This window comes from Micromonospora sp. NPDC049204, from assembly GCF_040647935.1.
Taxonomy (GTDB): domain Bacteria; phylum Actinomycetota; class Actinomycetes; order Mycobacteriales; family Micromonosporaceae; genus Micromonospora.
On sequence record NZ_JBEZDC010000011.1, the window covers coordinates 176292 to 201513 of the forward strand.

General features: G+C 72.5%; 30 protein-coding genes. 12 read left to right on the top strand and 18 right to left on the bottom strand.

Annotated features, from left to right (window positions below; genetic code table 11):
- Nucleotides 1-151: 151 nt before the first annotated feature.
- The 7 genes from AB0A90_RS21730 to AB0A90_RS21760 form a co-directional block, all read right to left on the bottom strand.
- The gene (locus AB0A90_RS21730) at nucleotides 152-1162 is read right to left on the bottom strand and encodes an ADP-ribosylglycohydrolase family protein (RefSeq protein ID WP_357250706.1); all 1011 of its coding nucleotides are present in this window, start codon (nucleotides 1160-1162) and stop codon (nucleotides 152-154) included.
- A 29-nt stretch (nucleotides 1163-1191) separates the two neighbouring features.
- Nucleotides 1192-1557, bottom strand: coding sequence for a VOC family protein (locus tag AB0A90_RS21735; RefSeq protein WP_357250709.1), 366 nt, complete (start codon nucleotides 1555-1557; stop codon nucleotides 1192-1194).
- Nucleotides 1558-1593: 36 nt separating this feature from the next.
- Nucleotides 1594-2598, bottom strand: a complete 1005-nt coding sequence (locus tag AB0A90_RS21740) for a methionine synthase (RefSeq protein ID WP_357250712.1) — start codon at nucleotides 2596-2598, stop codon at nucleotides 1594-1596.
- A 37-nt stretch (nucleotides 2599-2635) separates the two neighbouring features.
- Nucleotides 2636-3709 carry a tRNA 2-thiouridine(34) synthase MnmA gene (mnmA, locus tag AB0A90_RS21745; RefSeq protein WP_357250715.1) on the bottom strand — a complete coding sequence of 358 codons (1074 nt, stop codon included), beginning with the start codon at nucleotides 3707-3709 and terminating at the stop codon, nucleotides 2636-2638.
- A gap of 233 nt (nucleotides 3710-3942) precedes the next feature.
- A complete protein-coding gene (locus AB0A90_RS21750; RefSeq protein WP_357250718.1) occupies nucleotides 3943-5118 on the bottom strand; it encodes a cysteine desulfurase family protein in 1176 nt (391 codons plus the stop codon).
- A gap of 103 nt (nucleotides 5119-5221) precedes the next feature.
- Nucleotides 5222-5875 carry a class F sortase gene (locus AB0A90_RS21755; protein ID WP_357250721.1) on the bottom strand — a complete coding sequence of 218 codons (654 nt, stop codon included), beginning with the start codon at nucleotides 5873-5875 and terminating at the stop codon, nucleotides 5222-5224.
- Nucleotides 5872-6702 carry a DUF4397 domain-containing protein gene (locus AB0A90_RS21760; protein ID WP_357250724.1) on the bottom strand — a complete coding sequence of 277 codons (831 nt, stop codon included), beginning with the start codon at nucleotides 6700-6702 and terminating at the stop codon, nucleotides 5872-5874. The genes AB0A90_RS21755 and AB0A90_RS21760 overlap by 4 nt, the downstream gene beginning before the upstream one ends.
- A gap of 230 nt (nucleotides 6703-6932) precedes the next feature.
- On the opposite strand from AB0A90_RS21760, the gene AB0A90_RS21765 reads away from it, so the two are divergent.
- Both AB0A90_RS21765 and AB0A90_RS21770 read left to right on the top strand, forming a co-directional pair.
- The gene (locus AB0A90_RS21765) at nucleotides 6933-7535 is read left to right on the top strand and encodes a sigma-70 family RNA polymerase sigma factor (RefSeq protein ID WP_357250727.1); all 603 of its coding nucleotides are present in this window, start codon (nucleotides 6933-6935) and stop codon (nucleotides 7533-7535) included.
- Nucleotides 7489-8388 carry an anti-sigma factor gene (locus AB0A90_RS21770; protein ID WP_357250730.1) on the top strand — a complete coding sequence of 300 codons (900 nt, stop codon included), beginning with the start codon at nucleotides 7489-7491 and terminating at the stop codon, nucleotides 8386-8388. Before AB0A90_RS21765 ends, AB0A90_RS21770 begins: the two co-directional genes overlap by 47 nt.
- Nucleotides 8389-8484: 96 nt before the next feature.
- Here the strand turns inward: AB0A90_RS21770 and AB0A90_RS21775 are convergent, their stop codons facing one another.
- The 4 genes from AB0A90_RS21775 to AB0A90_RS21790 all read right to left on the bottom strand — a co-directional run bounded on the left by AB0A90_RS21775 (nucleotide 8485) and on the right by AB0A90_RS21790 (nucleotide 11634).
- Nucleotides 8485-9444 carry an electron transfer flavoprotein subunit alpha/FixB family protein gene (locus AB0A90_RS21775; RefSeq protein ID WP_357250733.1) on the bottom strand — a complete coding sequence of 320 codons (960 nt, stop codon included), beginning with the start codon at nucleotides 9442-9444 and terminating at the stop codon, nucleotides 8485-8487.
- Between the two features lie 14 nt (nucleotides 9445-9458).
- Nucleotides 9459-10238: an electron transfer flavoprotein subunit beta/FixA family protein gene (locus tag AB0A90_RS21780; protein ID WP_357250736.1), complete on the bottom strand. Its 780-nt coding sequence runs from the start codon at nucleotides 10236-10238 to the stop codon at nucleotides 9459-9461.
- Nucleotides 10239-10426: 188 nt separating this feature from the next.
- Nucleotides 10427-10840: a hypothetical protein gene (locus AB0A90_RS21785; protein WP_357250739.1), complete on the bottom strand. Its 414-nt coding sequence runs from the start codon at nucleotides 10838-10840 to the stop codon at nucleotides 10427-10429.
- Nucleotides 10837-11634, bottom strand: a complete 798-nt coding sequence (locus AB0A90_RS21790; RefSeq protein WP_357250741.1) for a GNAT family N-acetyltransferase — start codon at nucleotides 11632-11634, stop codon at nucleotides 10837-10839. The genes AB0A90_RS21785 and AB0A90_RS21790 overlap by 4 nt, the downstream gene beginning before the upstream one ends.
- Before the next feature lie 42 nt (nucleotides 11635-11676).
- Here AB0A90_RS21790 and AB0A90_RS21795 point away from each other — a divergent pair, with 42 nt between their 5' ends.
- The 3 genes from AB0A90_RS21795 to AB0A90_RS21805 are packed head-to-tail and all read left to right on the top strand — an operon-like array spanning nucleotide 11677 to nucleotide 12815.
- Nucleotides 11677-12069: a DUF202 domain-containing protein gene (locus tag AB0A90_RS21795; protein WP_357250744.1), complete on the top strand. Its 393-nt coding sequence runs from the start codon at nucleotides 11677-11679 to the stop codon at nucleotides 12067-12069.
- On the top strand, nucleotides 12066-12371 hold the full coding sequence (locus AB0A90_RS21800; RefSeq protein ID WP_357250747.1) for a DUF202 domain-containing protein: 306 nt from the start codon (nucleotides 12066-12068) through the stop codon (nucleotides 12369-12371). Before AB0A90_RS21795 ends, AB0A90_RS21800 begins: the two co-directional genes overlap by 4 nt.
- A gap of 27 nt (nucleotides 12372-12398) precedes the next feature.
- The gene (locus tag AB0A90_RS21805; protein WP_357250750.1) at nucleotides 12399-12815 is read left to right on the top strand and encodes a PLD nuclease N-terminal domain-containing protein; all 417 of its coding nucleotides are present in this window, start codon (nucleotides 12399-12401) and stop codon (nucleotides 12813-12815) included.
- Nucleotides 12816-12818: 3 nt separating this feature from the next.
- Here the strand turns inward: AB0A90_RS21805 and AB0A90_RS21810 are convergent, their stop codons facing one another.
- From AB0A90_RS21810 to AB0A90_RS21825, 4 genes are all read right to left on the bottom strand, one after another.
- Complete coding sequence (locus tag AB0A90_RS21810; RefSeq protein WP_357250753.1) at nucleotides 12819-13628, bottom strand: ABC transporter permease; 810 nt, start codon at nucleotides 13626-13628, stop codon at nucleotides 12819-12821.
- Nucleotides 13625-14596, bottom strand: a complete 972-nt coding sequence (locus AB0A90_RS21815) for an ATP-binding cassette domain-containing protein (protein ID WP_357250756.1) — start codon at nucleotides 14594-14596, stop codon at nucleotides 13625-13627. The genes AB0A90_RS21810 and AB0A90_RS21815 overlap by 4 nt, the downstream gene beginning before the upstream one ends.
- Before the next feature lie 149 nt (nucleotides 14597-14745).
- The gene (locus AB0A90_RS21820) at nucleotides 14746-16368 is read right to left on the bottom strand and encodes an acetolactate synthase (RefSeq protein WP_357250759.1); all 1623 of its coding nucleotides are present in this window, start codon (nucleotides 16366-16368) and stop codon (nucleotides 14746-14748) included.
- Between the two features lie 122 nt (nucleotides 16369-16490).
- Nucleotides 16491-17264 (bottom strand): enoyl-CoA hydratase-related protein, encoded by a 774-nt coding sequence (locus tag AB0A90_RS21825; protein ID WP_357250762.1) that lies wholly within the window; start codon nucleotides 17262-17264, stop codon nucleotides 16491-16493.
- A gap of 98 nt (nucleotides 17265-17362) precedes the next feature.
- On the opposite strand from AB0A90_RS21825, the gene AB0A90_RS21830 reads away from it, so the two are divergent.
- The 4 genes from AB0A90_RS21830 to AB0A90_RS21845 all read left to right on the top strand — a co-directional run bounded on the left by AB0A90_RS21830 (nucleotide 17363) and on the right by AB0A90_RS21845 (nucleotide 19583).
- The gene (locus AB0A90_RS21830; RefSeq protein WP_357250765.1) at nucleotides 17363-17842 is read left to right on the top strand and encodes a DUF6232 family protein; all 480 of its coding nucleotides are present in this window, start codon (nucleotides 17363-17365) and stop codon (nucleotides 17840-17842) included.
- A 96-nt stretch (nucleotides 17843-17938) separates the two neighbouring features.
- Complete coding sequence (locus AB0A90_RS21835) at nucleotides 17939-18421, top strand: DUF6232 family protein (RefSeq protein ID WP_357250768.1); 483 nt, start codon at nucleotides 17939-17941, stop codon at nucleotides 18419-18421.
- Nucleotides 18418-18807: a hypothetical protein gene (locus AB0A90_RS21840; RefSeq protein WP_357250771.1), complete on the top strand. Its 390-nt coding sequence runs from the start codon at nucleotides 18418-18420 to the stop codon at nucleotides 18805-18807. The genes AB0A90_RS21835 and AB0A90_RS21840 overlap by 4 nt, the downstream gene beginning before the upstream one ends.
- 47 nt (nucleotides 18808-18854) lie before the next feature.
- Nucleotides 18855-19583, top strand: a complete 729-nt coding sequence (locus AB0A90_RS21845) for a hypothetical protein (protein ID WP_357250773.1) — start codon at nucleotides 18855-18857, stop codon at nucleotides 19581-19583.
- Between the two features lie 24 nt (nucleotides 19584-19607).
- Here AB0A90_RS21845 and AB0A90_RS21850 read toward each other — a convergent pair whose 3' ends face one another.
- Nucleotides 19608-20066 (bottom strand): rhodanese-like domain-containing protein, encoded by a 459-nt coding sequence (locus AB0A90_RS21850; RefSeq protein WP_357250776.1) that lies wholly within the window; start codon nucleotides 20064-20066, stop codon nucleotides 19608-19610.
- 70 nt (nucleotides 20067-20136) lie between these two features.
- On the opposite strand from AB0A90_RS21850, the gene ftrA reads away from it, so the two are divergent.
- Nucleotides 20137-21165 carry a transcriptional regulator FtrA gene (gene ftrA / locus AB0A90_RS21855; RefSeq protein ID WP_357250779.1) on the top strand — a complete coding sequence of 343 codons (1029 nt, stop codon included), beginning with the start codon at nucleotides 20137-20139 and terminating at the stop codon, nucleotides 21163-21165.
- Between the two features lie 36 nt (nucleotides 21166-21201).
- Here ftrA and AB0A90_RS21860 read toward each other — a convergent pair whose 3' ends face one another.
- Together AB0A90_RS21860 and AB0A90_RS21865 are read right to left on the bottom strand one after the other, a co-directional pair.
- Entirely contained in the window at nucleotides 21202-22098 is an 897-nt protein-coding gene (locus AB0A90_RS21860; RefSeq protein ID WP_357250918.1) for a ribokinase, read from the bottom strand.
- Nucleotides 22099-22123: 25 nt separating this feature from the next.
- The gene (locus AB0A90_RS21865) at nucleotides 22124-22954 is read right to left on the bottom strand and encodes an ABC transporter ATP-binding protein (protein WP_357250782.1); all 831 of its coding nucleotides are present in this window, start codon (nucleotides 22952-22954) and stop codon (nucleotides 22124-22126) included.
- Between the two features lie 131 nt (nucleotides 22955-23085).
- Between AB0A90_RS21865 and AB0A90_RS21870 the strand changes: the two genes are divergently transcribed.
- Together AB0A90_RS21870 and AB0A90_RS21875 are read left to right on the top strand one after the other, a co-directional pair.
- Nucleotides 23086-24093 (top strand): ATP-binding cassette domain-containing protein, encoded by a 1008-nt coding sequence (locus AB0A90_RS21870; RefSeq protein ID WP_357250785.1) that lies wholly within the window; start codon nucleotides 23086-23088, stop codon nucleotides 24091-24093.
- A complete protein-coding gene (locus AB0A90_RS21875) occupies nucleotides 24090-25106 on the top strand; it encodes an ABC transporter permease subunit (RefSeq protein WP_357250788.1) in 1017 nt (338 codons plus the stop codon). The genes AB0A90_RS21870 and AB0A90_RS21875 overlap by 4 nt, the downstream gene beginning before the upstream one ends.
- Nucleotides 25107-25222 lie beyond the last annotated feature (116 nt).

Below are 25222 nucleotides of genomic sequence, written 5' to 3' on the forward strand. Positions count from 1 at the left end.
CGGGCAGACCAGGGCCGGGCAGACCAGGGCCGGGCAGACCAGGGCCGGGCAGACCAGGGCCGGGCAGACCAGGGCCGGGCAGACCAGGGCCGGGCAGACCAGGGCCGGGCCAGGGCGAGCAGGGCAGGGCCGCGTGGGCCAGGCGGGTCGGTCAGTCCCAGGCGGCGCCCAGGGTGGCGAGTTGGTTCGCGTACTCGATGCGGTCGACCCAGCCGGTCGGCCAGGCGGCCATGCCGGCGGCCGCGCCCACGAACGCGCCGGCCAGGGCGGCGATCGAGTCGGAGTCGCCGGCGGTGGTCGCGCCTCGGGTCAGTGCCGCGACGGGGTCGTCGACGTGCCGTACGGCGCAGAGCAGCGCGGTGGCCAGCGCCTCCTCGGCAACCCAGCCCTCCCCGGTGGCCCGGCACGGGTCGCCGCCGTCGTCCGGCTCGCGCAGAGCGTCCGTCAGTCGGTCCAGCACCGCCAGGCACTCGTCCCAGCCCCGGGCGATGAACTCCTCCGGCGTCCCGACCCCCGGGCGCTGCCAGAGATCACCCAGCCACTGCTCCCGGTAGACCAGGCGCTGGGACCGCGCCCGCTCGGCGAGGATCGCGGGTAGCTCGGGCAACGTGGCGCCCGCGCGCAGCGCGAAGACGGCGTACGCGGTCAGCTCGCTGGCGGCCAGCCCGGTCGGGTGCCCATGGGTCAACCCGGCCTGCAACTGGGCCAACCCGGCCATCGTGTCCAGGTCCACCTTCAGCAAGCCAACCGGGGTGACGCGCATGTTGGCCCCGCACCCCTTCGACCCGGCCACGGTCGCCTCCTGCCAGCGCAGCCCACGGCTCAACTCCGCGCAGGCACGTAGGCAGGTCATCCCCGGGGCGCGGTTGTTGTCCGGGCTGACCGCCCAGGCCAGAAAGCGCTGCCGCAGCAGCGGCTCCACCGCCTCCGGGGTGAGCGTCGGTGCCTCGTACAGCGCCCAGCCCACCGCGAGCGCCATCTGGGTGTCGTCGGTGACCAGTGCCGGCTCGCCGGACAGCTCACGTGGGCCGGTCGGGCCGTACCGGTGCTCGATCTCGGCGACGGTCAGGAACTCGGTCGGCTTGCCGAGCGCGTCACCGTAGGCGAGGCCGAAGAGTGAACCGGAGGCGCGCAGCGAAGAGGTGGGAGTCACGGCGGCCATGATGCCCGGCCGCCGCAACCCCGTCGGGCTCAGTCCCAGCAGAGGCAGAACGGGTGGCCGGCCGGGTCGGCGTAGACCCGGAAACCCTCGCCCTCGCCCGGCAGTCGCCGAGCCCCGAGCGCGAGTGCCGCCTTCTCCGCGCTCTCGATGTCGTCCACCGTCACATCCAGGTGGAACTGCTGAGGGCGCTCCGGATCCGGCCAGGCCGGTGCCCGGAGGGTGAGCGCCTGCTGGAAGGCGAGCCGCGGCTGGTGACCGGGCGGGCCGCCCAACACCACCCAGTCGTCCTCCATCTCACCCTCGGCGAGAGGCACGCCGAGCAGCTCGGCGTAGAACATCGCCAGCGCCCGCGGGTCCGGGCAGTCGATCACCACTGAACGCAGCTGTCCAATCATGAGCGTCATCCTGCCCACCGGGTACGACAGGAAACCTCACACCTCGGCGAGCCGCCGGCCGGCGTCCCGGCACGCGGCGAGCACCGCCCGCGCGTACTCCGGGGTGGCACCGGCGAGACCGCAGGCCGGGGTGACCACCACCTGCTCGGCGAGTTGCCGACGGGGAAAGCCGAGGCGGTCCCAGACCTGGCGTACCCGGTCGGCGATCTGCGCGGACGTCGGCGCGCCACCGGCCGACGGCGGTCGGGTGGGCGCGGCCCCGGCCAGCAGTCCGAGGCCGGCGTCGAGCGCCTCGCCGAGCGGGTCCAGCTTGGTGACCAGATCCAGGTCGAGGGCGACCGCGACGGCGCCGGTGGAGCGGATCAGCTCCAGCGGCACGTCCGGGGCGCAGCAGTGCACGAGCGTCGGTACGCCGACCGCGTCGACGACCGTGCGCAGCAGCGCGGCGGCGTCCACCCCGTCGACCGGCCGGTACGCGCCCAGCCCGCTCTCGGTCGGCACCCGCCCGGCCAACACGGTCGGCAACGACGGCTCGTCCAGTTGGAGCAGCACCGACGCCCGGGGCAGTCGCCGGGTCACCGCCGCGACGTGCGCGCGCAGCCCCTCGGCGAGGGAGCCGGTCAGATCGCGGACCGCGCCGGGGTCGCGCAGCATTCGGCCGCCGATCGGCAACTCCAGGGACGCGGCCAGCGTGAGTGGGCCGGCGGCCTGCACCTTGATCGGCCCGGTGTACTCCTCGGCCTGTTCGGCGAGCTGGTCCAGGTCACGTTCCATCAGGTCAGCGGCCCGGCGCAGGTCGCGGCCGGGGCGTGGGGCGACCCGCCAGCGTCCGGCGTACACCTCGACGGGCAGCTCGACCAGCAGCCCGGCGGACCGGCCGATCAGGTCCGCGCCGGGACCACGGGCCGGCAGCTCGGGCAGGTGGGGCAGCTCGGGAAGCTCACCGAGGACCACCCGCTGTGCCTCGCCGATGTCGGTGCCGGGCAGCGAACCAATTCCGGTTGCCGCGCCGGTCGGCCAGGGCCACGCCTGATCTGTCACGGGCGAAGGCTATCCCGCGAACACCGGGGCCGTGCGGTCAGCCGGTGATGGTCGCGGAGCCGAGGACCACGTCGCCGGCCGGGTCCGACCGGTACGCGACCACGGCCTGACCGGCGGCGACGCCGCGCACCGGCCGGCGCAGCTCGGCGTGCAGCAGGTCACCGTCGAGCGCGACGGTCGCCGGCACCACGTCGCCGTGGGCACGCAGTTGCACCTCGCACTCCACCGGCGCGTCCGGGCGCGCACCGCCGGTCCAGACCGGACGAACGGCCCGGACCTCGGACACCTCGAGCGCCTCGGCGGGGCCGACGGTCACGGTGTTGGTCTTCGGCGTGATGGAGAGCACATAACGCGGCCGTCCGTCGGCGGCCGGCCGGTCCAGGTGCAGGCCGCGCCGCTGCCCCACGGTGTACGCGTACGCGCCGCTGTGACTGCCGACCACCGCGCCGGTGCTGGCGTCCACGACGTCGCCGGGCGCCTCGCCGAGCCGGCCGGCGAGGAAGCCACGGGTGTCACCGTCGGCGATGAAGCAGATGTCGTGTGAGTCCGGCTTGTCGGCCACCGCCAGACCACGCTCGGCGGCCTCCGCGCGCACCTGCGCCTTTGTCGAGTCGCCCAACGGGAAGATCGACCGGTCCAGTTGCTCGCGGGTGAGCACGGCCAGCACGTACGACTGGTCCTTGGCGATGTCGACGCTGCGTCGCAGCAGCCCGTCCGGGCCGAGTCGGGCGTGGTGCCCGGTGACCACCGCGTCGAAGCCCAGGGCCACGGCCCGGTCCAGCACCGCCGCGAACTTGATCTTCTCGTTGCAGCGCAGGCAGGGGTTCGGCGTGCGCCCGGCGGCGTACTCGGCGACGAAGTCGTCCACCACGTCCTCGTGGAAACGGTCGGCCATGTCCCACACGTAGAACGGGATGCCGATCACGTCGGCGGCCCGCCGCGCGTCCCGGGAATCCTCCAGGGTGCAGCAGCCGCGCGCCCCGGTCCGATAGGTCTGTGGGTTACGGGCCAGCGCCAGGTGTACGCCTGTCACGTCGTGCCCGGCCGCCACCGCCCGCGCCGCCGCCACGGCCGAGTCGACCCCGCCCGACATAGCCGCCAGAACCTTCACCAGCGAACTCCCTTCCCCGTCCCCGCCACAACCCTATCCACCACCCCAACCCCACCCCACGCCCACACACCAACGCCCGTCACCCCCACCGTTGATCAAGGAGTTGTGGTGCCTGGAATGAGGTGGACGGCGGCCTTTGTCACCCACCACAACTCCTTGATCGACAAGGGCGGGGGGCGGGGGCGGGGGCGGGGGCGGGGGCGGGGGCGGGGCGGGGGCGCGGGCGGGGGCGGTTAGCGGGGGGTGCGGAGGGCGGCGGCCCGGCGGGCTCGGTCCACCGCTGCCGGGAGGGCCGCGATGAGGGCGTCGACGTCGGCCTGAGTGCTCGTGTGACCGAGGGTGAAGCGCAGCGAGGAGCGGGCGCGGTCGTCGTCGGCGCCCATCGCCAGCAGGACGTGGGAGGGCTGGGCCACCCCTGCGGAGCAGGCCGACCCCGTCGAGCAGGCGATGCCCTGGGCGTCGAGCAACAGCAGCAGGGCGTCGCCCTCGCAGCCCGGGAAGGAGAAGTGCGCGTTGCCCGGCAAACGGTCGGTCGGCTCACCGTTGTAGATCACCTCGGGCACCGCCCGACGAACCCGCTCGACCAGGTCGTCGCGGAGTGCGGCCACCCGGGCCGCGTACTCCTGTTGGCCCTTCACCGCCGTCTCGACGGCGACCGCGAAGGCCACGATGCCGGCCGTGTCCAGGGTGCCGGAACGGATGTCACGTTCCTGGCCACCGCCGTGCAGCAGGGGCGTGGCCGGCACGTCCCGGGCGAGCAGCAACGCGCCCACTCCGGTCGGGCCACCCAGCTTGTGCCCGGTCACGGTCAGCGCGGCGACGCCGCTGGCGCCGAAGTCGACGGGCACCTGACCGACCGCCTGGATGGCGTCGGTGTGGAACGGCACCCCGTGCTCGGCGGCGACAGCGGCCAGCTCGGCGACCGGCTGGATGGTGCCCACCTCGTTGTTGGCCCACATCGCGGTGACCACGGCCACCCGGTTGGTGTGCGCGGCCAGCTCGGCGCGCAGGTCCTCCGGGTCGAGCCGACCGGCGGCGTCCACCGGCAGCCAACCGACCTCGGCCCCCTCGTGCTCGACGAGCCAGTCGACCGCGTCCAGCACCGCGTGGTGCTCGACGGAGCTGGAGACCACCCGACGGCGGCCCTGGGCGGCTCCCCGGCGGGCCCAGAAGATGCCCTTGACCGCGAGGTTGTCGCTCTCCGTGCCCCCACCCGTGAAGATCACCTCGGACGGCCGGGCGCCCAGCACCGCGGCCACCTTCTCGCGGGACTCTTCGACCCGGCGGCGGGCACGACGACCCGCCGCATGCAGGGAGGACGCGTTGCCGACCTCGCGGGCGGTAGCGACGTACGCCTCCAGTGCCTCATCGAGCATCGGAGTCGTCGCCGCGTGATCCAGGTAAGCCATCACCGACCAGCCTACGGCCGACACCGCGGCGCCCGGATGGCGGAGGGACCCAGTGCCGGGGCCGGGGTGGAAAATTCCACCCCGGCCCCGGCTGCGGCCCCGCTCAGGCGGGCACCGCGGTGACGACGATGTTGTCGCGGTACTTGCGCGCCTTGGCGTCGAACGGTCCGCCACAGGTGATCAGAGTCAGCCGGGGCTTGCCGTCCCGGGCGAAGTACCGGTCCAACGGAATCTTGGTCTTCGCGTACTCCTCCCGGGCGACCACCCGGTACCGCCGGGCCGTGCCGTCGCTGCCGGTCACGGTCAGGGTGTCGTTCTGGTCGAGTTCACGGAGTCGGAAGAACGCGCCCCTGCCCTGCTTGGCGCTGTCCACGTGACCGGCGACGACCACCGAGCCAGCGGTTGCCTCCAGGCCGGGTCCGTAGCGGTACCACCCGATCTGGTCGACGCTCGGCGGCACCTCGAACTCGTTCGTCCGCTCGTTGATGCCGACCGCGTTGACGGTGGCGGTGACGTCGATCTCCGGGATCACCAGCCGTACCGGCGGGATGATCGCCGCGTCGGCCGGCAGCTCACCGGCGGTGATCGGCACCGAGGGGGCGCTGGCGGTGGCCGCTGGGGTGCTGGCCAGCGTGCTCGCCTCCTCGGCACCCACGTTCCCCGCCGGTTGGGAACCGCACGCCACCACGGCGGCGACGGTGAGCGCGGCAACGCCGGCGGCCAGGGCCGCCAGCGCGCCGCGGTTGCGCACCGTCACCTGCGACCGGTCCGTGCGGTCGCCATCCGCACACCACCGACCAACAGCAGGAGTACGCCGGCACCGGTGAGCACGTACCACCAGGTGTCCACCCCGGTGCCGGCCTGACCGCCGTCACCGCTGGGCACGCCGCCCGGGGCGGAGTGCAGGCCGGTGATGGTCTGCGCCACCACGCCGAGCGTCTTGCCCTCGGCGGAGCCGATCGCGTAGACGATCGTCGCGGTGCCCTCCTTGAGGTTGAGGTCCGCCGGGCCGATGGCCACGGTGTCGGTGCCGGCGAGCACCACGTCCGCCTTGACGCTGCCCGCGGCGACGTCGCCCTTGGCCTCGTTCGGGTTGGTGAGGCCCTCGAAGACCGGGGTGCCACCGGCGCGTACGTCCACCTCGGGGGCGGCGGCGGTGTGCCGGACGATGAGCCGGGCCTTGCCGGCGGCGACCTTCGAGACGTCGTTCACGAACGGGGTGATCTTCGGCTGGCCGGCGGCGTCGAGGTGGGCCGCGATGCTGATGTTCGCGCCGCCCGGGACGGCCGCGTTGTCGACCTTGAGGATCGCGCTGCCGATCGGCTCGCCCGGCTTGGTGAGCGCGATGTCGTAGTCGCCCTCCTCCAGGTTCAGCGGGCCGGCCACGTCACCGGGCTTGAAGTTGTCGAGCGTCTTCTTACCGTTGACGTAGACGTCGACCGGGGTGTCCGGGATGCCGTGCACGACGGAGACCTTCGACGTTGCGGCGTACGCGGGGGTGGCGCTGAGTGCGCCGACTCCGGCGAAGGCCAACGCGGCGACCGCGCCGCCCGCCGCGACCCGACGGAAGTACGAGAGCTGCATGTCTGCCTCCTGGTGATTGGTGCTGATTCGTCAGGCCTGGCTTGCAGAACTGGTTACGCCGCCGTCCGGACGGGCGGATGCGGATCGGAGGGACTTTTCTTCTTCGGCCCCGACTGCATCCGAACTGGGGTCGCGAGACGAATAGCTGCTGAGATGACATCGACCGGGAGAGTGGGGCGGAGACTGTGGCAGCTACAGTCGGGCATGCCCCATCGAAGGCGAGCCGCCCGATGACGGCCCCGCACGAGGAACCGGACCCCCCGGTGGACGACCTCGACCTCCGCTTCCGCGCGGGCGACGACGTGGCGCTGCGCGAGGCGTACGACCGGTACGGTCGGGCCGTGTTCCACCTGGCCACCTCGATGCTGGCCAACCGCGCCGACGCCGAGGACGTCACCCAGGCGACGTTCGTCGCCGCGTGGCTGGGTCGGGACACGTTCGATCCGGCCAAGGGATCGCTGATCGGCTGGCTGCTCGGCATCGGCCGGCGCAAGGTGATCGACCGGATGCGCGCCTCCGCCCGGGAGACCCGGGTGGTGGAGACGGTCCGGCAACTGCCGGAGCCGAAACCCGCCGACCCGGACCCGGACCGCGTGGTGGACCGGTTGGTGATCGCCGACGAGCTGGCTCGTCTCCCGGACGACCAGCGGCGGATGCTGGAGTTGGCCTTCTACGACGATCTGACACACCAGCAGATAGCCACGGTGACCGGAGTGCCGTTGGGCACCGTGAAGAGCCACATCCGGCGCGGCATGGCGAGCTTGAAACGCAGATGGGAGGTGGACGGTGCAGCACCTGGGCCACGAGCGGCTGGTCTTTCTGGCGCTCGGTGAGAGCGAGGCGGACAACGGGGAGAGCACCCACCTCGGCACCTGCGCGCTCTGCCGGGCGGAGGTGTCGACCCTCCAGCAGGTGGCCGGCCTCGGCACCGAGACGCAGGGTCTGGCCGACCTGCCCGACCCGCCGGAGCACGTCTGGCAGGGCATCGCCGCCCAGGTCAGGGCGGCGGAGGCCGAGCCGTCACCGATCGAGGCACGTCCGCGGCAGCTCCCCGGGCAAGCCGTCGGCACCCGGGCCGAGCCGATCAACCACACGCCGATCGGGCAGGCCACCGAAACGGCCGCACCGTCCACCGACACGACGGGTGAGCGCCCCACCGGCACGGCCGCACCGTCCACCGGCACGACCGGCGAGCCGACAGTCATCCGGCTGGATCCGGCGCGGCGATCTCGCCGGGGGGCCGGCTGGTCGCGCTGGGCGGCCACCGCCGTCACCGCGGCAGCCGCTGCGGCGGTGGGTGTGCTGGGCACGGTCTCGGTGCTGCGGCCGGACGACCCGGCGCCCGCTCCGACGCCTGTGGTGGTGGCGAGTGCGCCGCTGGCGGCGTACGGGTCGACGCCCCCGGCGGCCAAGGGTGACGCCCGGGTTCTGCGGGACGGCCAACTACATCTGCATGTGGCGAATCTCCCGCGCGTCCCGGGGTACTACGAGGTCTGGCTCATCAACCCGACGACGATGAAGATGTTTTCGGTCGGCACCCTGGGTGGCGGCGCGGATGCGCTGCTACCCCTGCCCCCGAATGTCGACCTCAAGAGCTATTCGGTGGTCGACGTCTCCGCCGAGCAGTACGACAACAACACCGCCCATTCCGGCGACAGCCTGCTGAGGGGCACCCTGACGGGCTGATCGGCGGGCCGGTTCAGCTCCCCGGCCCGCCGATCAGCTCCCATCGAGAGACAGTGGCCGCCCCCGTCGGGGGCGGCCACCGGTCTCAGCGCGGGGTCACTTGCGCTTGCGGATCTCCTCGGCGGCCTGCGGGACGATCTTGAACAGGTCGCCCACCACGCCGAAGTCGGCCAGCTCGAAGATCGGCGCCTCGCCGTCCTTGTTGACCGCGACGATGGTCTTCGAGGTCTGCATGCCGGCCCGGTGCTGGATGGCACCGGAGATGCCGAGCGCGACGTAGAGCTGCGGGGAGACCGTCTTGCCGGTCTGACCCACCTGGAACTGGTGCGGGTAGAAGCCGGAGTCGACGGCCGCGCGGGACGCGCCGACGGCGCCGCCGAGCAGGTCGGCCAACTCCTCGACCAGCTTGAAGTTGTCGGCGTTGCCGACACCGCGACCACCGGAGACCACCACGCCGGCCTCGGTCAGCTCGGGCCGGGAGCCCTTCTGCTCGGCGACCCGCTCGACGACCCTGGCCAGCTTGTCGGTGTCGGTGACCGACACGGTGAGCTGCTCGATCGTCGGGGTGGCCGCCGCCGGGGCGGGGGTGACCGAGTTGGGCCGGACGGTGACCAGCGGCAGGCCCTTGGTGACCTTGGACTTGACGATGGTGGAGCCGGCGAATGCGATCTGGGTCGCGGTGCCGTCGGCGTCGAGGCCGACCACGTCGGTCAGGATGCCGTTGTCCAGCTTGACGGCGAGCCGGGCAGCGATCTCCTTGCCCTCCTGGGCGGAGGCCAACAGCACGGCGACCGGCTGCACCCGCTGGACCAGCTCGGCCAGCACGCTGGCCTTGGGGGCCACCAGGTAGCCGTCGATCTCGTCACCCTCGGCGGCGTAGATCTTCTCCGCGCCGTACTCGCCCAGTTTGCCGCTCAGCGCCTCGGCGGCGCCGGCGCCGCCGAGCACCACCGCGCTCGGGGTGCCCAGCTCACGGGCGATGGTGAGCATTTCCAGGGTGACCTTCTTGACGCCGAATTCCTTCGTGGCTTCGACGACGACGAGAACCTCAGACATGTCGGAACCCCCTCTCACACGAACTTCTCGGTGGCGAGGAACTCGACCAGCTTGACGCCGCCCTCGCCCTCATCGGTGATCTTGGCGCCACCGGAGCGCGGGGGGCGCTTGGTGTGCTCGACGACGGCGCTGGTGGCCCCGTCGAAGCCCACCTCGGTGGGCGCGACACCCAGGTCGGCCAGGGAGAACGTCTGCACCGGCTTCTTCTTGGCGGCCATGATGCCCTTGAAGGAGGGGTAGCGCGGCTCGTTGATCGTGTCCCAGACGGAGACCACGGCCGGAGTGGCGGCGGTGACCACCTCGTAGCCCTCCTCGGTCTGCCGCTCCACGGTCAGCGTGCCGCCGTCGACGGTGAGCTTGCGGGCGCCGGTGAGCGCCGCGACGCCCAGCCGCTCGGCGATCATGTGCGGCATGACCTGGACCCGACCGTCGGTGGACTCGGCGCCGCAGATCACCAGGTCGGCGTTCAGCTGACCGAGAGCGGCGGCGAGCACCTTCGAGGTGGCGACGGCGCAGGAACCGTGCAGGGCGTCGTCCAGCACGTGCACGGCCTTGTCCGGACCCATGGAGAGCGCCTTGCGGATCGACTCGGTCGCCCGGTCCGGACCCATGGTCAGGATGGTGACCTCGCCGCCGTGCGCCTCCTTGATCTTCAGCGCCTCCTCGATGGCGTACTCGTCCATCTCGTTGATCACGTTGTTCGCCGAACCGCGGTCGACGGTGTTGTCGTCATTGCGCAGGTTGCGGTCCGCGCCCGAATCAGGCACCTGCTTGACGAGTACGACGATATTCATCGCGCTTCGACGACCCTCCTGTGTGGTGATGCGATTCGCTCGCCCGGTCTGGGGCGCAGCGTCGCGCGTCGGTCGACGCCAGGTCAACCGCGGGCTGCTGTGCAGTTGCCCACGACGCAATGTTACCTGTCGGTAGCTTGCGCTCCCCGGGGCACTCGGAGTGACACAGCTCACCGCGGGGCGGACGGTCAGGCCGGGTCGGCCAACGCGCCCCGGATCTGGTCGATGGCCGCCGCCTCGGCGGGCGCCACCCCGGCGTGCGCCCGGGCCACCCGGTCCGCCGCACCCAACACCACCGAGCGGTACGCCTCCACGTCCTGCGGTGACTTGTCCCGCAGGATCCGCACCGCGTGCCGCAGCGCCGGCAGCACCACCGACTCGATCTCCAACTGCGAGTCCCGGGGAATCCGCGGCAGCGGACCGGTGGTGAGCGCCTCCTTGACCGTCCCGCTGGCGTTGGCGAGTGCGCTGGACGCGGCGACGCTCTCCCGGATCACCCCCAGCACCCCCGGGTCGGCGTTGGACACCAGGAAGACGGCACCGAAGGCGCCGGTCTTGAGGATCGAACGCTCCTCGTCCGTCAACCGCTGCTCCATGATCACGGAGTGTAGACGTACGGGGTGGTGGTGGTGACCGCGACGAGGCCGAGCCGCTGGAGGATCGGCCGACTGTCCTCGGAGCAGTCGACCTGCATGAGCGTCCGACCTCGCTGTTCGGCCAGTCGCGCCCGGTAGTTGACCAACGCCCGGTAGATGCCCCTGCGCCGCCACTGCGGCAGGGTCGAGCCGCCCCACAGGGTGGCGAAGCCGGTGTTCGCCGGGAACCGCACCCAACCGGCGCTCACCACCGTGTCGTCCGCCTCGGCCACCACGACGGTGATCGAGTTCGGGTCGGCGTCGATCTCCTTGCCCAGACCCGTGACGAGGTGCGAACGGTCCTCCTGCCAGACCTCCTCCTCCATGGCGGCGATCCGCTCCAGGTCGGCGCGGGAGGACACCTCACGCAGGCGTACCCCCTCGGGGGTGACCGGCAGCGCGGCGGCCAGCGGGGCGACCGGCCCGACCACGACGGTCTCCCGGTCCTCCGGCACGAAGCCGGCCGCGCGCAGCCGGTCCGCCAGGTCCGCCGGTTCGTCGTGCTCGTTGAGCTTCCACTCGACCGACTGGCCGCGCTCGCGGAACAGGGCGACCTGCCGGGCGATCAGCTCGTCCAGCGCGCCCCCGGTGAGTCCGCCCAGGTCGCGGTAGGTGAGGAAGCCGCCGGCGTCGAGCCCGACGATGCGGACCAACGGACCGTCCCGCTCCACCGTCACGCCGGCCGGAACCGGGTCGGGGATCTCCGGGCGGAGCTGGTTGTCGTAGGCGGCACGCAGGGTCGACACGTCGAGATCAGTCACCGAGTCAGGCTAAGCGGGATGGGAAGCGGATATTCTCCCCCCGTGTGGGCGGCGATCAGGCGATGGTTCGACCCGGCGGAGCTGGGTACGGTCGGTGAACCGCCGGACTACCGCTTCTCGCTGGCCAACGAACGGACCTTCCTCGCCTGGCTGCGCACCGGGTTGGCGCTGGTCGGCGGCGGGTTGGCCGCCGCGCAGTTCCTGCCGCCGCTGCCGATGAGCCACCTGCGGGAGGTGATCGCGGTGGCGCTGCTGCTGCTCGGCGGGGCGGTCGCGATCCGGGCCGTGGACCACTGGGCGCGAACCGAGCGGGCCATCCGGCTCGGTCAGGAGCTGCCCGCGTCCCGGTTTCCCGCCATCCTGGCCCTGGCCGTGGGCGCCGGGGCGGTGCTGCTGGTGATCGCCGTCCTGGTCCGGGCTGTCGGCGGGCGGTGAGCACCGGACGCGACGCCGGGCTGCAACCCGAGCGCACCCGTCTGGCCTGGCGACGCACCCTGCTCACGCTGACTGTGGTGACCGCGCTCGCCGTCCGGTTGGCGTCGGCGGGCGGCCCGGCCGGAGCGCTGATCGCCGGCGTCGCCGTGCTGGTCTGGGGCTTGCTGCTGCTGCTCTGCTGGCCGCGCGGCACCGGCACCGGCCCGGCCCGCACCGGCGGTCGGACACTGCCGCTGGCCGCGGTGGGCACCGTGGGGCTCGCGCTACTGGGAGTGCTGCTGGTGCTTCGCGGACTGTGGTGACGAGCCTCGGTGCGCCATGATGGGTGGATGGCCCGGCTGTACGTTCTCCTCTTCCTGGCGCAGATTGTCCTCGCCGTCTGCGCGCTGATCAGTTGCCTCTCCGCCGAGGAGGGTCAGATCCGCGCCCTCCCCCGGATCGCCTGGGTGCTGATCATCCTGTTCTTCCCGCTGGTCGGCTCGATCGCCTGGTTCGTCGCGGGCCGGGAGCCCAGCCCCGGCGCCGGGAAGAGCTGGCCCGGCGGTGCCGGTTCGCCCCAGCGGCAGCGCCCCCGGCCGGTCGCCCCCGACGACGATCCGGAGTTCCTCCGCTCCGTGCAGGATCGCGCCCAGCAGCAGGACCAGGAGCTGTTCCGCCGCTGGGAGGAGGACCTGCGCCGACGCGAGGACGACCTGCGGCGGCACGACGGTGAGCCGCCCCGCGAGGGGGACCGGCCGGAGGTGTGAGGCTCAGACTCGACGCCTGAGCGCGCGCACCGCCAACGGCGCGAAGATCACCGCGATGCCGAAGCCCCAGAGCAGCGTCTGGAGGACCGGACCGGCCACCGGCCCACTGACCAGGAGCCCGCGCAGCGCGTCGGCCACCACGGTCACCGGGTTGAGCTCCACCCACCTCTGCAACCAGCTCGGCATCTGGTCGGTGGGTACGAAGATGTTGCTGGTGAACGTCAGCGGGAAGATCACCGTGAAGCCGAAGATCTGCACCTTGTCCGGTTCGCTGACCAGCACGCCGACCAGCACCGAGATCCACGACGCGGCCAACGTGAACGCCAGCAGCAGCGCGAACGCCCCGACCACCCCGAGCAGCCCGTTGCCGACCCGGAAACCGAGAATCGACCCGACACCCAGCAGCAGCGCGATCGACCAGGCCTGCTTGACGGTGTCGGCGAGGATCCGGCCGGCCAACGGCGCCCACCGGGCGATGGGCAGCGCCCGCAGACGGTCGAACACGCCCTTCGTCAGGTCGTTGTTCAACCCGAACCCGGTCGTCATCGTGGCGAACAGCGCGTTCTGCACCATGATGCCGGGCAGCATGAAGGTGAGATACTCACCCGACGACCCGGCGATGGCGGTGCCGAACACATAGGTGAACAGCAGCACGAACATGACCGGTTGGATGCTCAGGTCGAGCAGTTCCATCGGGTTGTGCTTGATCTGTACCAGGCTGCGCCAGGCCAGCGTGACGGTGTGCCGGACGCCCGCGACCGGGCTGACCCGGCGAGTCGGCGCCAGCGGAGCGGGGATGGTGGCGGCGGTCATGCCGGGGTCCTCTCCAGATCGGTGGTGGCCGGCGAGTCCTCGGCCCGGTGGCCGGTGAGCGAGAGGAAGACCTCGTCCAGGCTGGCGCCGCGCAGTGCCAGCTCGGCGACCGCGATCTCGGCGGCGTCGAGGCGTCTGACCACTGCGGGCAGGACGCCGGGATCGTTCACGGCGACGGTGACGGCGCTCTGGGCCACCTCGGGGATCGCACCGGACACCTCGCCGACGATGGCGGTCACGATGCCCAGGTCGCCGCCGTCCGCCGGCCGCACGGTGAGGGTCTGACCACCGGTCTTGGACTTCAGCTCCTCCGGCGTGCCCTGGGCGATCACCCGGCCGTGGTCGACGACGGCGATCTCACCGGCGAGCTGGTCGGCCTCCTCCAGATACTGGGTGGTGAGCAGCACCGTCACGCCGTCGGAGACCAGAGTGCGGACGATCTCCCACAGGTCGTTGCGGCTGCGCGGGTCCAGGCCGGTGGTCGGCTCGTCCAGGAAGAGCACCTGCGGCCGGCCGACCAGACTGGCGGCGAGGTCCAACCGGCGCCGCATCCCACCGGAGAAGGTCTTGGCGGCCCGGTCGGCGGCGTCGCTGAGGTCGAAGTCGGCGAGGAGTCGGCGGGCGCGCTGTCGGGCGTCGGACCTGCTCAGGCCGAGCAGCCGACCGATCAGCAGCAGGTTCTCCGCGCCGGTCAGGGTCTCGTCGACCGAGGCGTACTGGCCGGTCAGACCGATCAGCTGACGCACCTGGTGCGCGTCGCGCACGACGTCGAAGCCACCCACCGTGGCGTGCCCCTCGTCGGCCCGCAGCAGGGTGGCGAGCACCCGCACGGCGGTGGTCTTGCCGGCGCCGTTCGGCCCGAGCAGACCGAAGACGGTCCCGGTCGGAACCTCCAGATCAACTCCGGCGAGGGCGGTGGTGGCGCCGAAACGCCGCACCAGGCCCTCGGCGCGGATCGCGTGGTCCATCGCAACTCCTGTCGTCGGGCGACAGGTTGACGTCCCGCCGTTCCCGCGCTGACGTTACGACGACCGGAGCTAACTTTCCGTGTATTTAGCTGCGGGAAGACGCCGCGCCGCCGCCGCCCGCGAGGGACGACGGCGGCGGCGGGTGCGCCTCAGGCCAGGTTCGACGACCGGGGGTACGCGTCGGTCGGGTCGGTGAGCACGTTGACCAGGTACGGCACTCCGGCGTCGAACGCCCGCTGGAGGGCCGGACCCAGGTCGGCCGCCTTGGCGACCGTCTCCCCCGCCCCACCGAGCGCGCTGACCACCGTGTCGTAGCGCAACTCCGGTTGGAGGTCGGCGGCCACGTCGTAGCCGTACATGGCCCGCATCGGGTGCTTCTCCAGTCCCCAGATGCCGTTGTTGCCGACGACGATCACCACCGGCAACTTCTGGCGGACCAGCGACTCGACGTCCATCAGCGAGAAGCCGGCGGCGCCGTCTCCCATCAGCACGCAGATCTGCCGGTCCGGGTGACTGACCCGGGCGCCCATCGCGTAGCCCATGCCGGTGCCCAGGCAGCCGTACGGGCCCGGGTCCAGCCAGGTGCCGGGCTGGGCCGGCTCGAGGTACCGCCCGGCGTACGACACGAAGTCGCCGCCGTCGCCGATGGTGATGGCGTCCGGGTCCAGCACCCGACGCAGCTCGCCGTAGATCCGGGCGGGGCGGATCGGGTCGGTCTCGGCGGCCATCTCGGCGGCGTCCCGGGCCTTGGCCGCGTCCTCGGCCACGCGCAGGTCGGCGATCCAGTCGGTGTGGTCGGCCCGGTCCCCGGAGTGGTCGGCCAGCGCGGAGAGGATCAGGCGCAGGTCGCCGGCGGGGGCGGCGGCCGGCTGCACGTGCGAGGCCCGCTGGCTGGGCGCGTCGACGATGTGCACCACCTTGGCGTCGCCGAAGTCCCCGAAGCTGAGCCGGAAGTCCAGGGGGGTGCCGACCACCACCACCACGTCGGCGCCGGAGAGCGCTGCCCGACGGGCCTTGGCGAACGCGAGCGGGTGCGTGGGCGGGAGTGAGCCGCGGCCCATGCCGTTGGTGAAGACCGGCACCTGCAACGCCTCGGCCGCCTCGCGTAGTGCGGCGATCGCGTCGCCCGCGTACACGTCGGAGCCGGCGATGATGACCGGTCGCTGTGCCCCGGCGATGAGCATCGCGGCGCGGCCGACCTCCTCCGGGTCCGGCACGACCGGGTCGACGCCGGAGGCGGTGGGCTGGTCGACCTCGGCGACCGAGAAGATCGTCTCCAGCGGGAAGTCGAGGAAGGCCGGACCACGGTGCGGGGTGAGCGCGGCGGTGAGCGCGGCACCCACCGCACGCGGGATGTCGTCGGTGCTGAACACCGTCTCGGCGTGCTTGGTGACCGGGGTGACCAGCGGCAGGTGGTCCATCTCCTGGAGGCTGCCGGAGCCCCAGCGGAACGCGGGCGCGCGGCCGCCGAGCACCAGCACCGGGGAGGCGTTGAAGAACGCGCTGGTCATGCCGGAGATGCCGTTGGTGACACCGGGTCCGGCGGTGAGCACCGCGAGGCCGGGCCGGCGCTGCAACTTGGCGACCGCCTCGGCGGCGAACACGGCGGACTGCTCGTGCCGGACGTCGTAGATCGGGAAGTCGGTCTTGTACGCGGCATCGTAGAGCGGGAAGACGTGCCCGCCGGAGAGTGTGAACATCTCCCGTACGCCGTGCGCGCGTAGGGCCGCGAGCGCCAGCTCGCCGCCGTGACCCTCGATCCGCTCCGTCATGTCGCTCCCATCGTCCGTGGCCGGGATCACAGGTTACCGGCCAGTCACTTGGCCGTCCGACAGTGGTCCCGGCCGGTGGACGCTACCGAGGTCAGGGGGCGGTTGGAGGGTGGACCGACGGGTCAGCGGCCGGTGAAGTCCGGCTTGCGCTTCTCGACGAAGGCCGCCATGCCCTCGCGCCGGTCGTCGGTGGCGAACAGCGCCGCGAAGAGCTGACTCTCCCAGGCCAGGCCAGAGTTCAGGTCCATGTCCAGGCCGCCGTCGACCGCCAGCTTCGCCGCGCGCAGCGCCTGCGCCGGCCCGTTCAGGTACGGGGTGACCAGCGCGACAGCCGTGTCGTACACCTCGGCGGCCGGGGCGACCCGATCGGCGAGGCCGATCCGCAGCGCCTCCTGCGCGTCCACCATCCGCCCCGACATGATCAGGTCCTTGGCGCGGGCCGGGCCGACCAGGCGGGCCAGCCGCTGGGTGCCGCCCGCACCGGGGATGATGCCCAGCTTGATCTCCGGTTGGCCGAGCTTGGCGTCCTCGGCGACCACCCGCCAGTCGCAGGCCAACGCCAGTTCGCAGCCGCCACCGAGGGCGTACCCGGTGATCGCGGCGACCACCGGCTTCGGGATCCGGGCGATCGCGCCGAGCGCGCTGGACAGGTTCGCGGCCCGGTCGGCCATGTCGACATAGGACATCTCGGCCATCTGCTTGATGTCCGCACCGGCGGCGAAGACCTTCTCCCCGCCGTACACGATGACGGCGCGGACCTCGGGGTCGGCGGTGGCCGCCGTGGCGGCGGCGCGCAACTCCTCCTGCACCTGGGTGTTGAGCGCGTTCATCGGCGGCCGCTCCAGCCGGATCGTGCCGATGCCGTCAGTGGTCTCCAGCCGAACGAACTCGCCCACGCTGCCCTCACTTCCTCGTCGAAGTCGCGTGCCAACCTTACGACCCGGCTCGTTTGGGTAAGTAGTGTGGTGTCAGCCCCGTGGGCGGGAGTCCAGACATGGTCACGTATTACGACGACAGGTCGGTGCAGGTCACCTCCACCACCTTCCGAGCCGACGGCCGCAGCTACGCGCTCACCGACATCACCATGATCTGGCACCGCCGCGGCAGCCGTTCCTGGCGCGTCCTGGTGGGGCGTGGCGCGATCGGCGCCGCCCTGGCCGGTCCGCTGGTCGCGGCGGTGCTCGGCATCGGCGTGGCCATCTGGCTGCACCGCTCACCCACCGTGACGATCGCGATCGTCGGCGCGTCGGTGCTGGTCGGGCTGGCCGTCGGGCCGGTCGCCGACTTCCTCTTCGAGCACCTGGACCGCTCGTACGCCCGCGGCAGCCGCCAACTGGAGATCTGGGCCCGCTGGCGCGGCCAGCCGGTGCGGCTGCTGCGCACCGGCGACGCGTTGCGTTTCGGGCAGATCTACCGGGCGGTGCAGCGCGCGGTCGAGCACAGCCAACCGGCCCGCCCCGGCACCCGCCGCTAGCGGTCTGCCAATCGTGGACAGTCTCCGTCAGCCGCTGACGGAGAACCGTCCACGTTTGCCGAGGCGCGGGTTGCCTGCCGGTGGTTAGGCTTAGTGATGACCCTCTATTACCGGGACGACGCGGTGCAGGTGACCTCCGAGTCGATCCGGGCCGGTGGTCACGTGATCGCCCTGTCCGACGTGACGTTCGTCTGGCACTCCCGGGGGCAGAAGACTCTCGCCGTCCGCGGTCGCGTGCTGGGGCGTGGCGTCCTGGTGCTGCTGCTCTCGCTGCCGCCGTTGGTCGCCGTGGTCTGCGTGTTGTCACTCGCGTGGTCCGCGCAGGACCGGGGCAACTGGAAGCTGGCGCTGATCATCCTCGCCGCCTGCGCCGTCGGGGCGGTGGTGGCCCTGCCGTTCCTGGAGATCCCCCTCGGCTGGCTGGACCGCTCCTACGAGCGCGGCAGCCACGTGCACGAGCTGTGGGTGCAGCACCACGGCCGGGAGGACCTGCTGGTGCGCACCCCGGACGCGCTACGGTTCGGGCAGATCTACCGGGCCGTGCAGCGCGCCGTCGAACAGCAGGGGGACCACCGATGACCACCCGCCGCGGCGAGGCCGTCGCCCTGGCCGGCCTGCTCGCCGCGGCCGGCGTCACCCATCTGGTACGGCCCGGCTTCTACGACCCGATCGTGCCGGGGGCGTTGCCCGGCCCGGCCCGGTTCTGGACGTACGCCAGTGGGGTGGCCGAACTCGCGGTGGCGGCGGCGGTCGCGAACCCGGCGACCCGGCGGGCCGGCGGTCGGGCCGCCGCCGCGCTCTTCGTCGCCGTCCTGCCGGCGAACGTGAAGATGGCCGTGGACTGGCGGCACCGACGCCCGACGAAGCGGGCCATCGCGTACGGCCGGGTGCCGTTGCAGGCGCCGCTGGTCTGGTGGGCGCTGCGGGTGGCCCGCGCCGACACCGCCGGCCGACCTTCACGCTGACCGGCTCCGTCAGGCGGTTGCGGCGCGGCCGACGCACACTTGGTCCCATGGCGATTCCCCTCCCCACCCCGACCGCCGTTGTCGGTCTGACCCGCTTCGCTCTCGACCAGGCGCTCGGCTCGGCCGCCTCGATGGCCGCCGTGCCCGCCCGCGCGTTCGCGGTGCTGGACGGGGTGGAGGCGTTGCTGGCCCGGATCAACGGCGTGGTGGACCGGATCGAGACGACCCTGGACCGGACCGACCAGGTGCTCACCGACGCCGAGGCGGCGGTCCGCGAGGTGGCCGTCATCAGCGCCGCCGCGACCACCGCCATCGACACGGCCACCGAGGTGGCGACGGCCGCCGCCGTGGTGGTCGCCGAAGCCGACCGGGTGTCCCGGTCGGCCGGCTCGGTGGTCGCCGAGGCCGACAGGGTGGCCGGCCGGGCCGCCGCCACCGTGGGCACCGCGACGGAGGCCGCGGCCACCGCCGCCGAGTTGCTGGCGGCGTACGAGCCCGCGTTGCGCCGGGCCGCGCCGATGGCGCGGACGTTCGTCGAGGAACTGAGCCACGAGGAGATCAGCGCGGCGATCCACCTGATCGACGAGTTGCCCAAGCTCAGGGAGCACCTGACGGCCGACATCCTGCCGATCCTCGCCACCCTGGACCGGGTCGGGCCGGACCTGCACGACCTGCTGGACGTGACCCGCGACCTCAAGCTCGCCGTGGCCGGCATCCCCGGGCTGGGCATGCTGCGTCGACGCGGCGAAAAGCTCAGCGACGAACCCGTCGGCTGAACCCTCCCCCGCGGGCGTGGGGGATCAGCATGCGCAGGTGATCGTCGCGGTTGGCGCGGTCAGGTCGTCGACGGGGCGCCGGGTCAACCCGGTCTCCGTCACCACCGGCAGCCCCTCCCGCACCCAGTACTCGAACCCGCCGAGCATCTCCTTCACCGGGTAGCCGAGCCGGGCGAACTCCAGCGCCGCGCGGGTCGCGCCGTTGCAGCCCGGACCCCAGCAGTAGGTCACCACCGCCGAGCCTGGCGGGACCAGGTCCGCTGCCCGGCTCGCGATCTCGGCGGTGGGCAGGTGTACCGCGCCGGGAAGGTGCCCCTGCGCCCAGGCGGCCGCGCCCCGGGAGTCGACGACCACCAGGCCCGGGGCACGGGCCGACAGGTCGGCGTGCACGTCACTGACGTCGGTCTCGACGCTGAGCCGATTGTGGAAGTGGGCGGCGGCGGTGGCCGGATCGGCCGGCGGAACGGCGAACGTGAAGGTCATGCACCGATCCTCGCCGGCACGCCACCTCGCGACGAGCGGCGCGAACGACGTCCTGCGCTAACATCTCGCCATGCCGACCCGGGCCAACACCACCGGCTCGCGCCCGCTGTCGACGCCCCGACGGCCGGCGGGCGGGCACCGCGTCGCCGTGCTCGCGTACCCGGGGATGTCGGTGTTCGAGACCGGCATCGTCACCGAGGTGTTCGGGCTGCCCCGACCCGAGTTCGACGTCGACTGGTACGACCTGGTGGTCTGCGCCGAGCGGGCGGGGCCGGTGCCGGTGGTCGGTGGGGCGAGCCTGCACACCCCGTACGGCCTGGCCGAGCTTGCGGAGGCGCGGACGGTGATCGTGCCCGGCGTGCCGGACGTGACCGGTGACCCGTCGCCCGAGCTGGTGACCGCGCTGCGCCGTGCGCACCAACGCGGTACCCGCATCATGTCGATCTGCTCCGGCGCGTTCGCGCTGGCAGGGGCGGGGCTGCTGGACGGTCGGCGGGCCACCACCCACTGGCGGTACGCGGAGCTGCTGGCGCGTCGTTACCCGCGGGTCGAGGTGGACCCGGACGTGCTCTACCTCGACGACGGTGACCTGCTCACCAGCGCCGGCAGCGCCGCTGGGCTGGACCTCTGCGTGCACGTCATCCGGCGTGACCACGGCGCGGCGATCGCCAACGCGGTCGCCCGACGGCTGGTGATCCCCCCGCACCGCGACGGCGGGCAGGCCCAGTTCGTCGAGGCACCGGTGCCCGCCGACCCGGACGACGACCGGATCGCGGGCAGCATCGACTGGGCCCTCGCCCATCTCGCCGAACCGCTGAGCGTGGCCCAGCTCGCCGGGCGGGCGCACATGTCGTCCCGCACCTACCTGCGGCACTTCGCCCGGGCCACCGGGACCAGCCCGATCCGTTGGCTGATCGACCAGCGGGTACGCGCCAGCCTCACCCTGCTGGAGGAGACGGACGCCCCGGTCGAGCAGGTCGCCCGGACCGTGGGCTTCGACACGCCGGTCACCTACCGCCACCACTTCGGCCGGGTCATGCTGACCTCGCCGTCGGCGTACCGCCGGGCCTTCCGAACCGGCGCGGGCCAGCCGGCGTAGCGCGGACGCGCTCAGGCCGACGTAGCGCGGACCCGCTCAGGCTGGCGCGTACAGCTCGTCGATCTCGGCGCGTTGCGGCAGCGCCACCGAGGCGCCGAGCTTGCGGACGCAGGCCGCGCCGGCCGCCGACGCCCAGCGCACCGCGTCGACCAGGTCGCGTCCCTCGCCCCAGCCGACGGCCAGCGCGGCGGTGAACGCGTCACCGGCGGCGGTGGAGTCGACCACGTCGACCCGTACCGCCGGCACGTGCACGTCGGTGCCGTCGCGGTCGACGTACCGGGCACCCTCGCCGCCGAGTGTGAGCACGGCCCGGGGGGTCAGGTCGAGCAGCGCCCGGGGGTCCTCCCGGCCACGGCCGGTGAGCGCCTGCGCCTCGCCCTCGTTGACGACGAGCACGTCCACGGCGGCGAGCAGCTCGGGCGGTAGGTCCCGGGCCGGGGCGGCGTTGAGGATGACCCGGGTGCCGGCGGCGCGGGCGGCAACCGCGGCGGCCGTCACGGTCCGCACCGGGATCTCCAGTTGGGCGACCAGCACGTCCGCCGCGCGCACCGTGGCCAGGTCCTCCTCGGTGAGGTCGACCAGGGCGTCGTTGGCGCCGGGGGTCACCATGATGGCGTTCTCACCCTGGGCGTTGACCATGACCAGCGCGACGCCGGAGGTGCCGTAGACCACGCGCAGCTGGCTGGTGTCCACGCCGGCGGCAGTGATGCGGGCCTTCAGGGTGACGCCGAAGGCGTCCGAGCCGATCGCGCCGAGGAACGCGCAGGAGGCGCCGGCCCGGACGGCGGCGATGGCCTGGTTGGCGCCCTTGCCGCCGGGCACCATCACGAAGTCGGTGCCGAGGGTGGTCTCACCCACCCGGGGCAGCGCGGGTGCCATCGCGACCAGGTCCATGTTGGCGCTGCCCACCACGGCGACCCGGGTCTGTGGCACTGTCATCTCCGCCCTGTCCTGACGCTCAGGCGGCCCGCGCGGTGTAACGGTCGCCCGACCGTTCGACGACCAGCGGCAGGCCGAAGGTCTTGGAGAGGTTGTCGCCGGTCAACGTCTGGGCGAGCAGACCCTGGGCGACCACCCCACCCTCGCGCAGCAGCAGCGCGTGGGTGAACCCCGGCGGGATCTCCTCCACGTGGTGGGTGACGAGCACCATCGCCGGGGCGTCCGGGTCGTACGCCAGCTCGGCCAGTCGGGCGACCAGGTCCTCGCGTCCACCCAGGTCGAGCCCGGCGGCCGGCTCGTCGAGCAGCAGCAGCTCCGGGTCCGTCATCAGTGCCCGGGCGATCTGCACCCGCTTGCGCTCACCCGAGGAGAGCGTGCCGTAGCGGCGCTCGGCGAGGCCACCGACGCCGAGCTGGCTCAGCAGTGCCCGCGCCCGCGCCTCGTCGGCCGGGTCGTAGTTCTCCCGCCAGCGACCGACCACCGACCAGGCGGCGGTCACCACCACGTCGGTGACCCGCTCGTCGGCGGGCAGCCGCTCGGCGAGCGCGGCGGTGGTGAGCCCGATCCGGGTACGCAGCTCGTTGACGTCGGTGCGGCCGATCCGTTCGCCGAGCACGTGCGCGACACCGGTGGTCGGGTGCAGCCGGCCCGAGGCGAGGTTGAGCAGGGTGGTCTTGCCAGCGCCGTTGGAGCCGAGCACCACCCACCGCTCGTCCAACTCGACGCGCCAGGTCAGGTCCTGCAGGAGGGCGGTGCCGGACCGGCGTACACCGACGCCGGCCAGGCTGACCACCAGATCCGGGTCCACAGGCGGGGCGCCGGCAGCGCCAAGGATCAGGTCACCAGTCACCGCACCATCCAACCACGCAGCGCCGTGGTGCCCCCCACGGGCGGCACCTCGGCCATAGGGTGAAGCGCCGTGTCGTTGATCACCAAACCCGGAGGACGGCTGATGTTCCGTCAAGATTCGGAGCCGCGCGGATGAGCGCGGTCATCGAGATCGAGGGTCTGCGCAAGACCTTCCGCAGCCTGCGCAACGGCCGGCGGGTGGCAGTGGACGGGTTCGACCTGTTGGTCGAGGCGGGCCAGGTCCACGGCTTCCTGGGGCCCAACGGCTCCGGCAAGACCACCACCCTGCGGGCCCTGCTCGGCCTGGTACGCGCCGACGGTGGACGGATGACCGTGCTCGGCCAACCGTCGCCGGAGCTGCTGCCCCGGGTGGCGGGACAGGTCGGCGCGATCGTCGAGAGCCCCCAGTTCTTCGGCAACTTCACCGCGTACCGCACGCTGCGCCTGTTGGCTCGCGCCGGTGGGGTGCCGGTCTCGCGGGTCGACGAGGCGCTGGAGACGGTGGGTCTGCGCGACCGGGGCGACGAGCGGGTGAAGGGCTACTCGCTGGGCATGAAGCAGCGCCTCGCGGTGGCGTCCGCGCTGTTGAAGGAGCCGCGGTTGCTGATCCTGGACGAGCCGGCGAACGGACTGGACCCGGCGGGCATCCGGGAGATGCGGGACCTGATGCGGTCGCTGGCGGCCAACGGGGTGACCGTGCTGGTGTCCAGTCACATCCTGGGTGAGATCCAGTTGATCTGCGACCACGTGACGATCATTTCGCGGGGGAAGCGGGTGGCGGCCGGCCGGGTGGACGAGGTGCTGGCCGGCCACGACCGACACGAGTTCGTGGTGCGGGTGGCCGAGCCCGAGCGCGCCGTGGAGTTGCTGCACGCGGCCGAGCTGACGGCGGTCGTCGACGGCGAGGCGCTGGTGGTGAGCGGTGTGAGTGACGGAACGGTGATCAGTCGGGTGCTCGGCGAGCAGGGGCTGTGGGTGGGCGAGCTGACGCCGCTTCGACCGGATCTGGAGAGCGTCTTCCTGGAGCTGACGGGCGCGTACGCGCAGTCGTCGGTCCCCCGGCAGGTCGACGGCTCGGCGCTGCCGGACGGCGAGCAGGGCGAAGCTGTGATTGATCTCAATCGGGGAGTGGACGCGTGAACCTGGTTCGTGCCGAGTTGGAGCGGCTGTTCAGTCGTCGCTTCGTACAGCTCATGGTCGTCCTGTTGGCGTTGGCGTTCGCCGTGACGGCGGCGACCACCCTGGCCGGGTCGCACAAGCCGAGCGCGAGCGAGCTGAACTCGGCGCGGCAGCAGGCCGCCGAGCAGCTACAGGGGATGGAGACCGCCTACCAGCAGTGCCTGGCCCGACAGAACGGCACACTCCCGCAGAGGGACATGGACCAGTACTTTCCGGCGGAGTGCTCGGAGATCGACCCGGTCCGGCAGGAGCAGCTGCCGACGGCCGCCGACTTCCTGCCGGGGGTGTTCAGCTTCGCCCAGCAGGCGCGGCCGCTGCTCTACTTCCTGATCGCGTTCCTGGTGCTGTTCGGGTTCCTGGTCGGCGCCTCCTACATCGGCGCCGACCTGAACTCCGGCGGAGTGGTGAACCTGCTGCTCTGGCGGCCACGCCGGTTGACGGTGCTCGGGGCCAAGTTGGGCACCCTGCTCGGCACGGTGCTGGTCCTGGCCCTGCTGGCGTCGGTGGCCTACCTCGCCACGTTCTGGGTGATCGGGCAGACCGCCGGGTTGCCCGGCCGGTTGAGCGGGGAATTCTGGCGCGAACTCGGCGCGGTGCACGGCCGCGGACTGGTGCTGGTGTTACTGGCCAGCGCGGCGGGCTTCGCCATTGCCACGCTGGGTCGGCACACCTCGGCGGCCCTCGGCGCGCTCGCCGCGTACGTGGTGGTCTGGGAGCTGGGCGGCCGGCTGGTTCTGGAGATCGTCGACGCCCCGGAGTCGGACCGGTTCATGCTCTCCAGCCACATCGGGGCGTGGCTCAACGGCGAGGCGCGTTTCTACGACGCACGGATCTGCCGGGGCGGCAGCGTTGGCTCCTACTGCGAGGGGTTCTACACGCTGACCTGGTTGCCGTCGCTGTTGGTGTTGCTCGTGATCACCGGTGGGCTGACCGCTGCGGCGTTCGCCGTGTTCCGCCGACGCGACCTGCTCTGAGTCGCGGTCCGCCGGGTCGCCCGCGTGGTCGCGGGCGACCCGGCGGCCGATCGCGACGCGGCAGCCGGTGGCGATCGCGACGCGGCAAGAGCTTGCAACCTGTCAAGCTGCGGTGA

Coding starts and splice junctions, on each gene's coding strand:
- AB0A90_RS21835 (WP_357250768.1), top strand. CDS start 17,939: ATGACCCTCTATTACCGGGACGACGCGGTGCAGGTGACCTCCGAGTCG.
- AB0A90_RS21840 (WP_357250771.1), top strand. CDS start 18,418: ATGACCACCCGCCGCGGCGAGGCCGTCGCCCTGGCCGGCCTGCTCGCC.
- AB0A90_RS21815 (WP_357250756.1), bottom strand. CDS start 14,596: ATGGACCACGCGATCCGCGCCGAGGGCCTGGTGCGGCGTTTCGGCGCC.
- AB0A90_RS21765 (WP_357250727.1), top strand. CDS start 6,933: ATGACGGCCCCGCACGAGGAACCGGACCCCCCGGTGGACGACCTCGAC.
- AB0A90_RS21805 (WP_357250750.1), top strand. CDS start 12,399: ATGGCCCGGCTGTACGTTCTCCTCTTCCTGGCGCAGATTGTCCTCGCC.
- AB0A90_RS21850 (WP_357250776.1), bottom strand. CDS start 20,066: ATGACCTTCACGTTCGCCGTTCCGCCGGCCGATCCGGCCACCGCCGCC.
- AB0A90_RS21780 (WP_357250736.1), bottom strand. CDS start 10,238: ATGAATATCGTCGTACTCGTCAAGCAGGTGCCTGATTCGGGCGCGGAC.
- AB0A90_RS21810 (WP_357250753.1), bottom strand. CDS start 13,628: ATGACCGCCGCCACCATCCCCGCTCCGCTGGCGCCGACTCGCCGGGTC.
- AB0A90_RS21775 (WP_357250733.1), bottom strand. CDS start 9,444: ATGTCTGAGGTTCTCGTCGTCGTCGAAGCCACGAAGGAATTCGGCGTC.
- AB0A90_RS21735 (WP_357250709.1), bottom strand. CDS start 1,557: ATGATTGGACAGCTGCGTTCAGTGGTGATCGACTGCCCGGACCCGCGG.
- AB0A90_RS21750 (WP_357250718.1), bottom strand. CDS start 5,118: ATGGCTTACCTGGATCACGCGGCGACGACTCCGATGCTCGATGAGGCA.
- AB0A90_RS21820 (WP_357250759.1), bottom strand. CDS start 16,368: ATGACGGAGCGGATCGAGGGTCACGGCGGCGAGCTGGCGCTCGCGGCC.
- ftrA (WP_357250779.1), top strand. CDS start 20,137: ATGCCGACCCGGGCCAACACCACCGGCTCGCGCCCGCTGTCGACGCCC.
- AB0A90_RS21845 (WP_357250773.1), top strand. CDS start 18,855: ATGGCGATTCCCCTCCCCACCCCGACCGCCGTTGTCGGTCTGACCCGC.
- AB0A90_RS21870 (WP_357250785.1), top strand. CDS start 23,086: ATGAGCGCGGTCATCGAGATCGAGGGTCTGCGCAAGACCTTCCGCAGC.
- AB0A90_RS21730 (WP_357250706.1), bottom strand. CDS start 1,162: ATGGCCGCCGTGACTCCCACCTCTTCGCTGCGCGCCTCCGGTTCACTC.
- AB0A90_RS21830 (WP_357250765.1), top strand. CDS start 17,363: ATGGTCACGTATTACGACGACAGGTCGGTGCAGGTCACCTCCACCACC.
- AB0A90_RS21760 (WP_357250724.1), bottom strand. CDS start 6,702: ATGCAGCTCTCGTACTTCCGTCGGGTCGCGGCGGGCGGCGCGGTCGCC.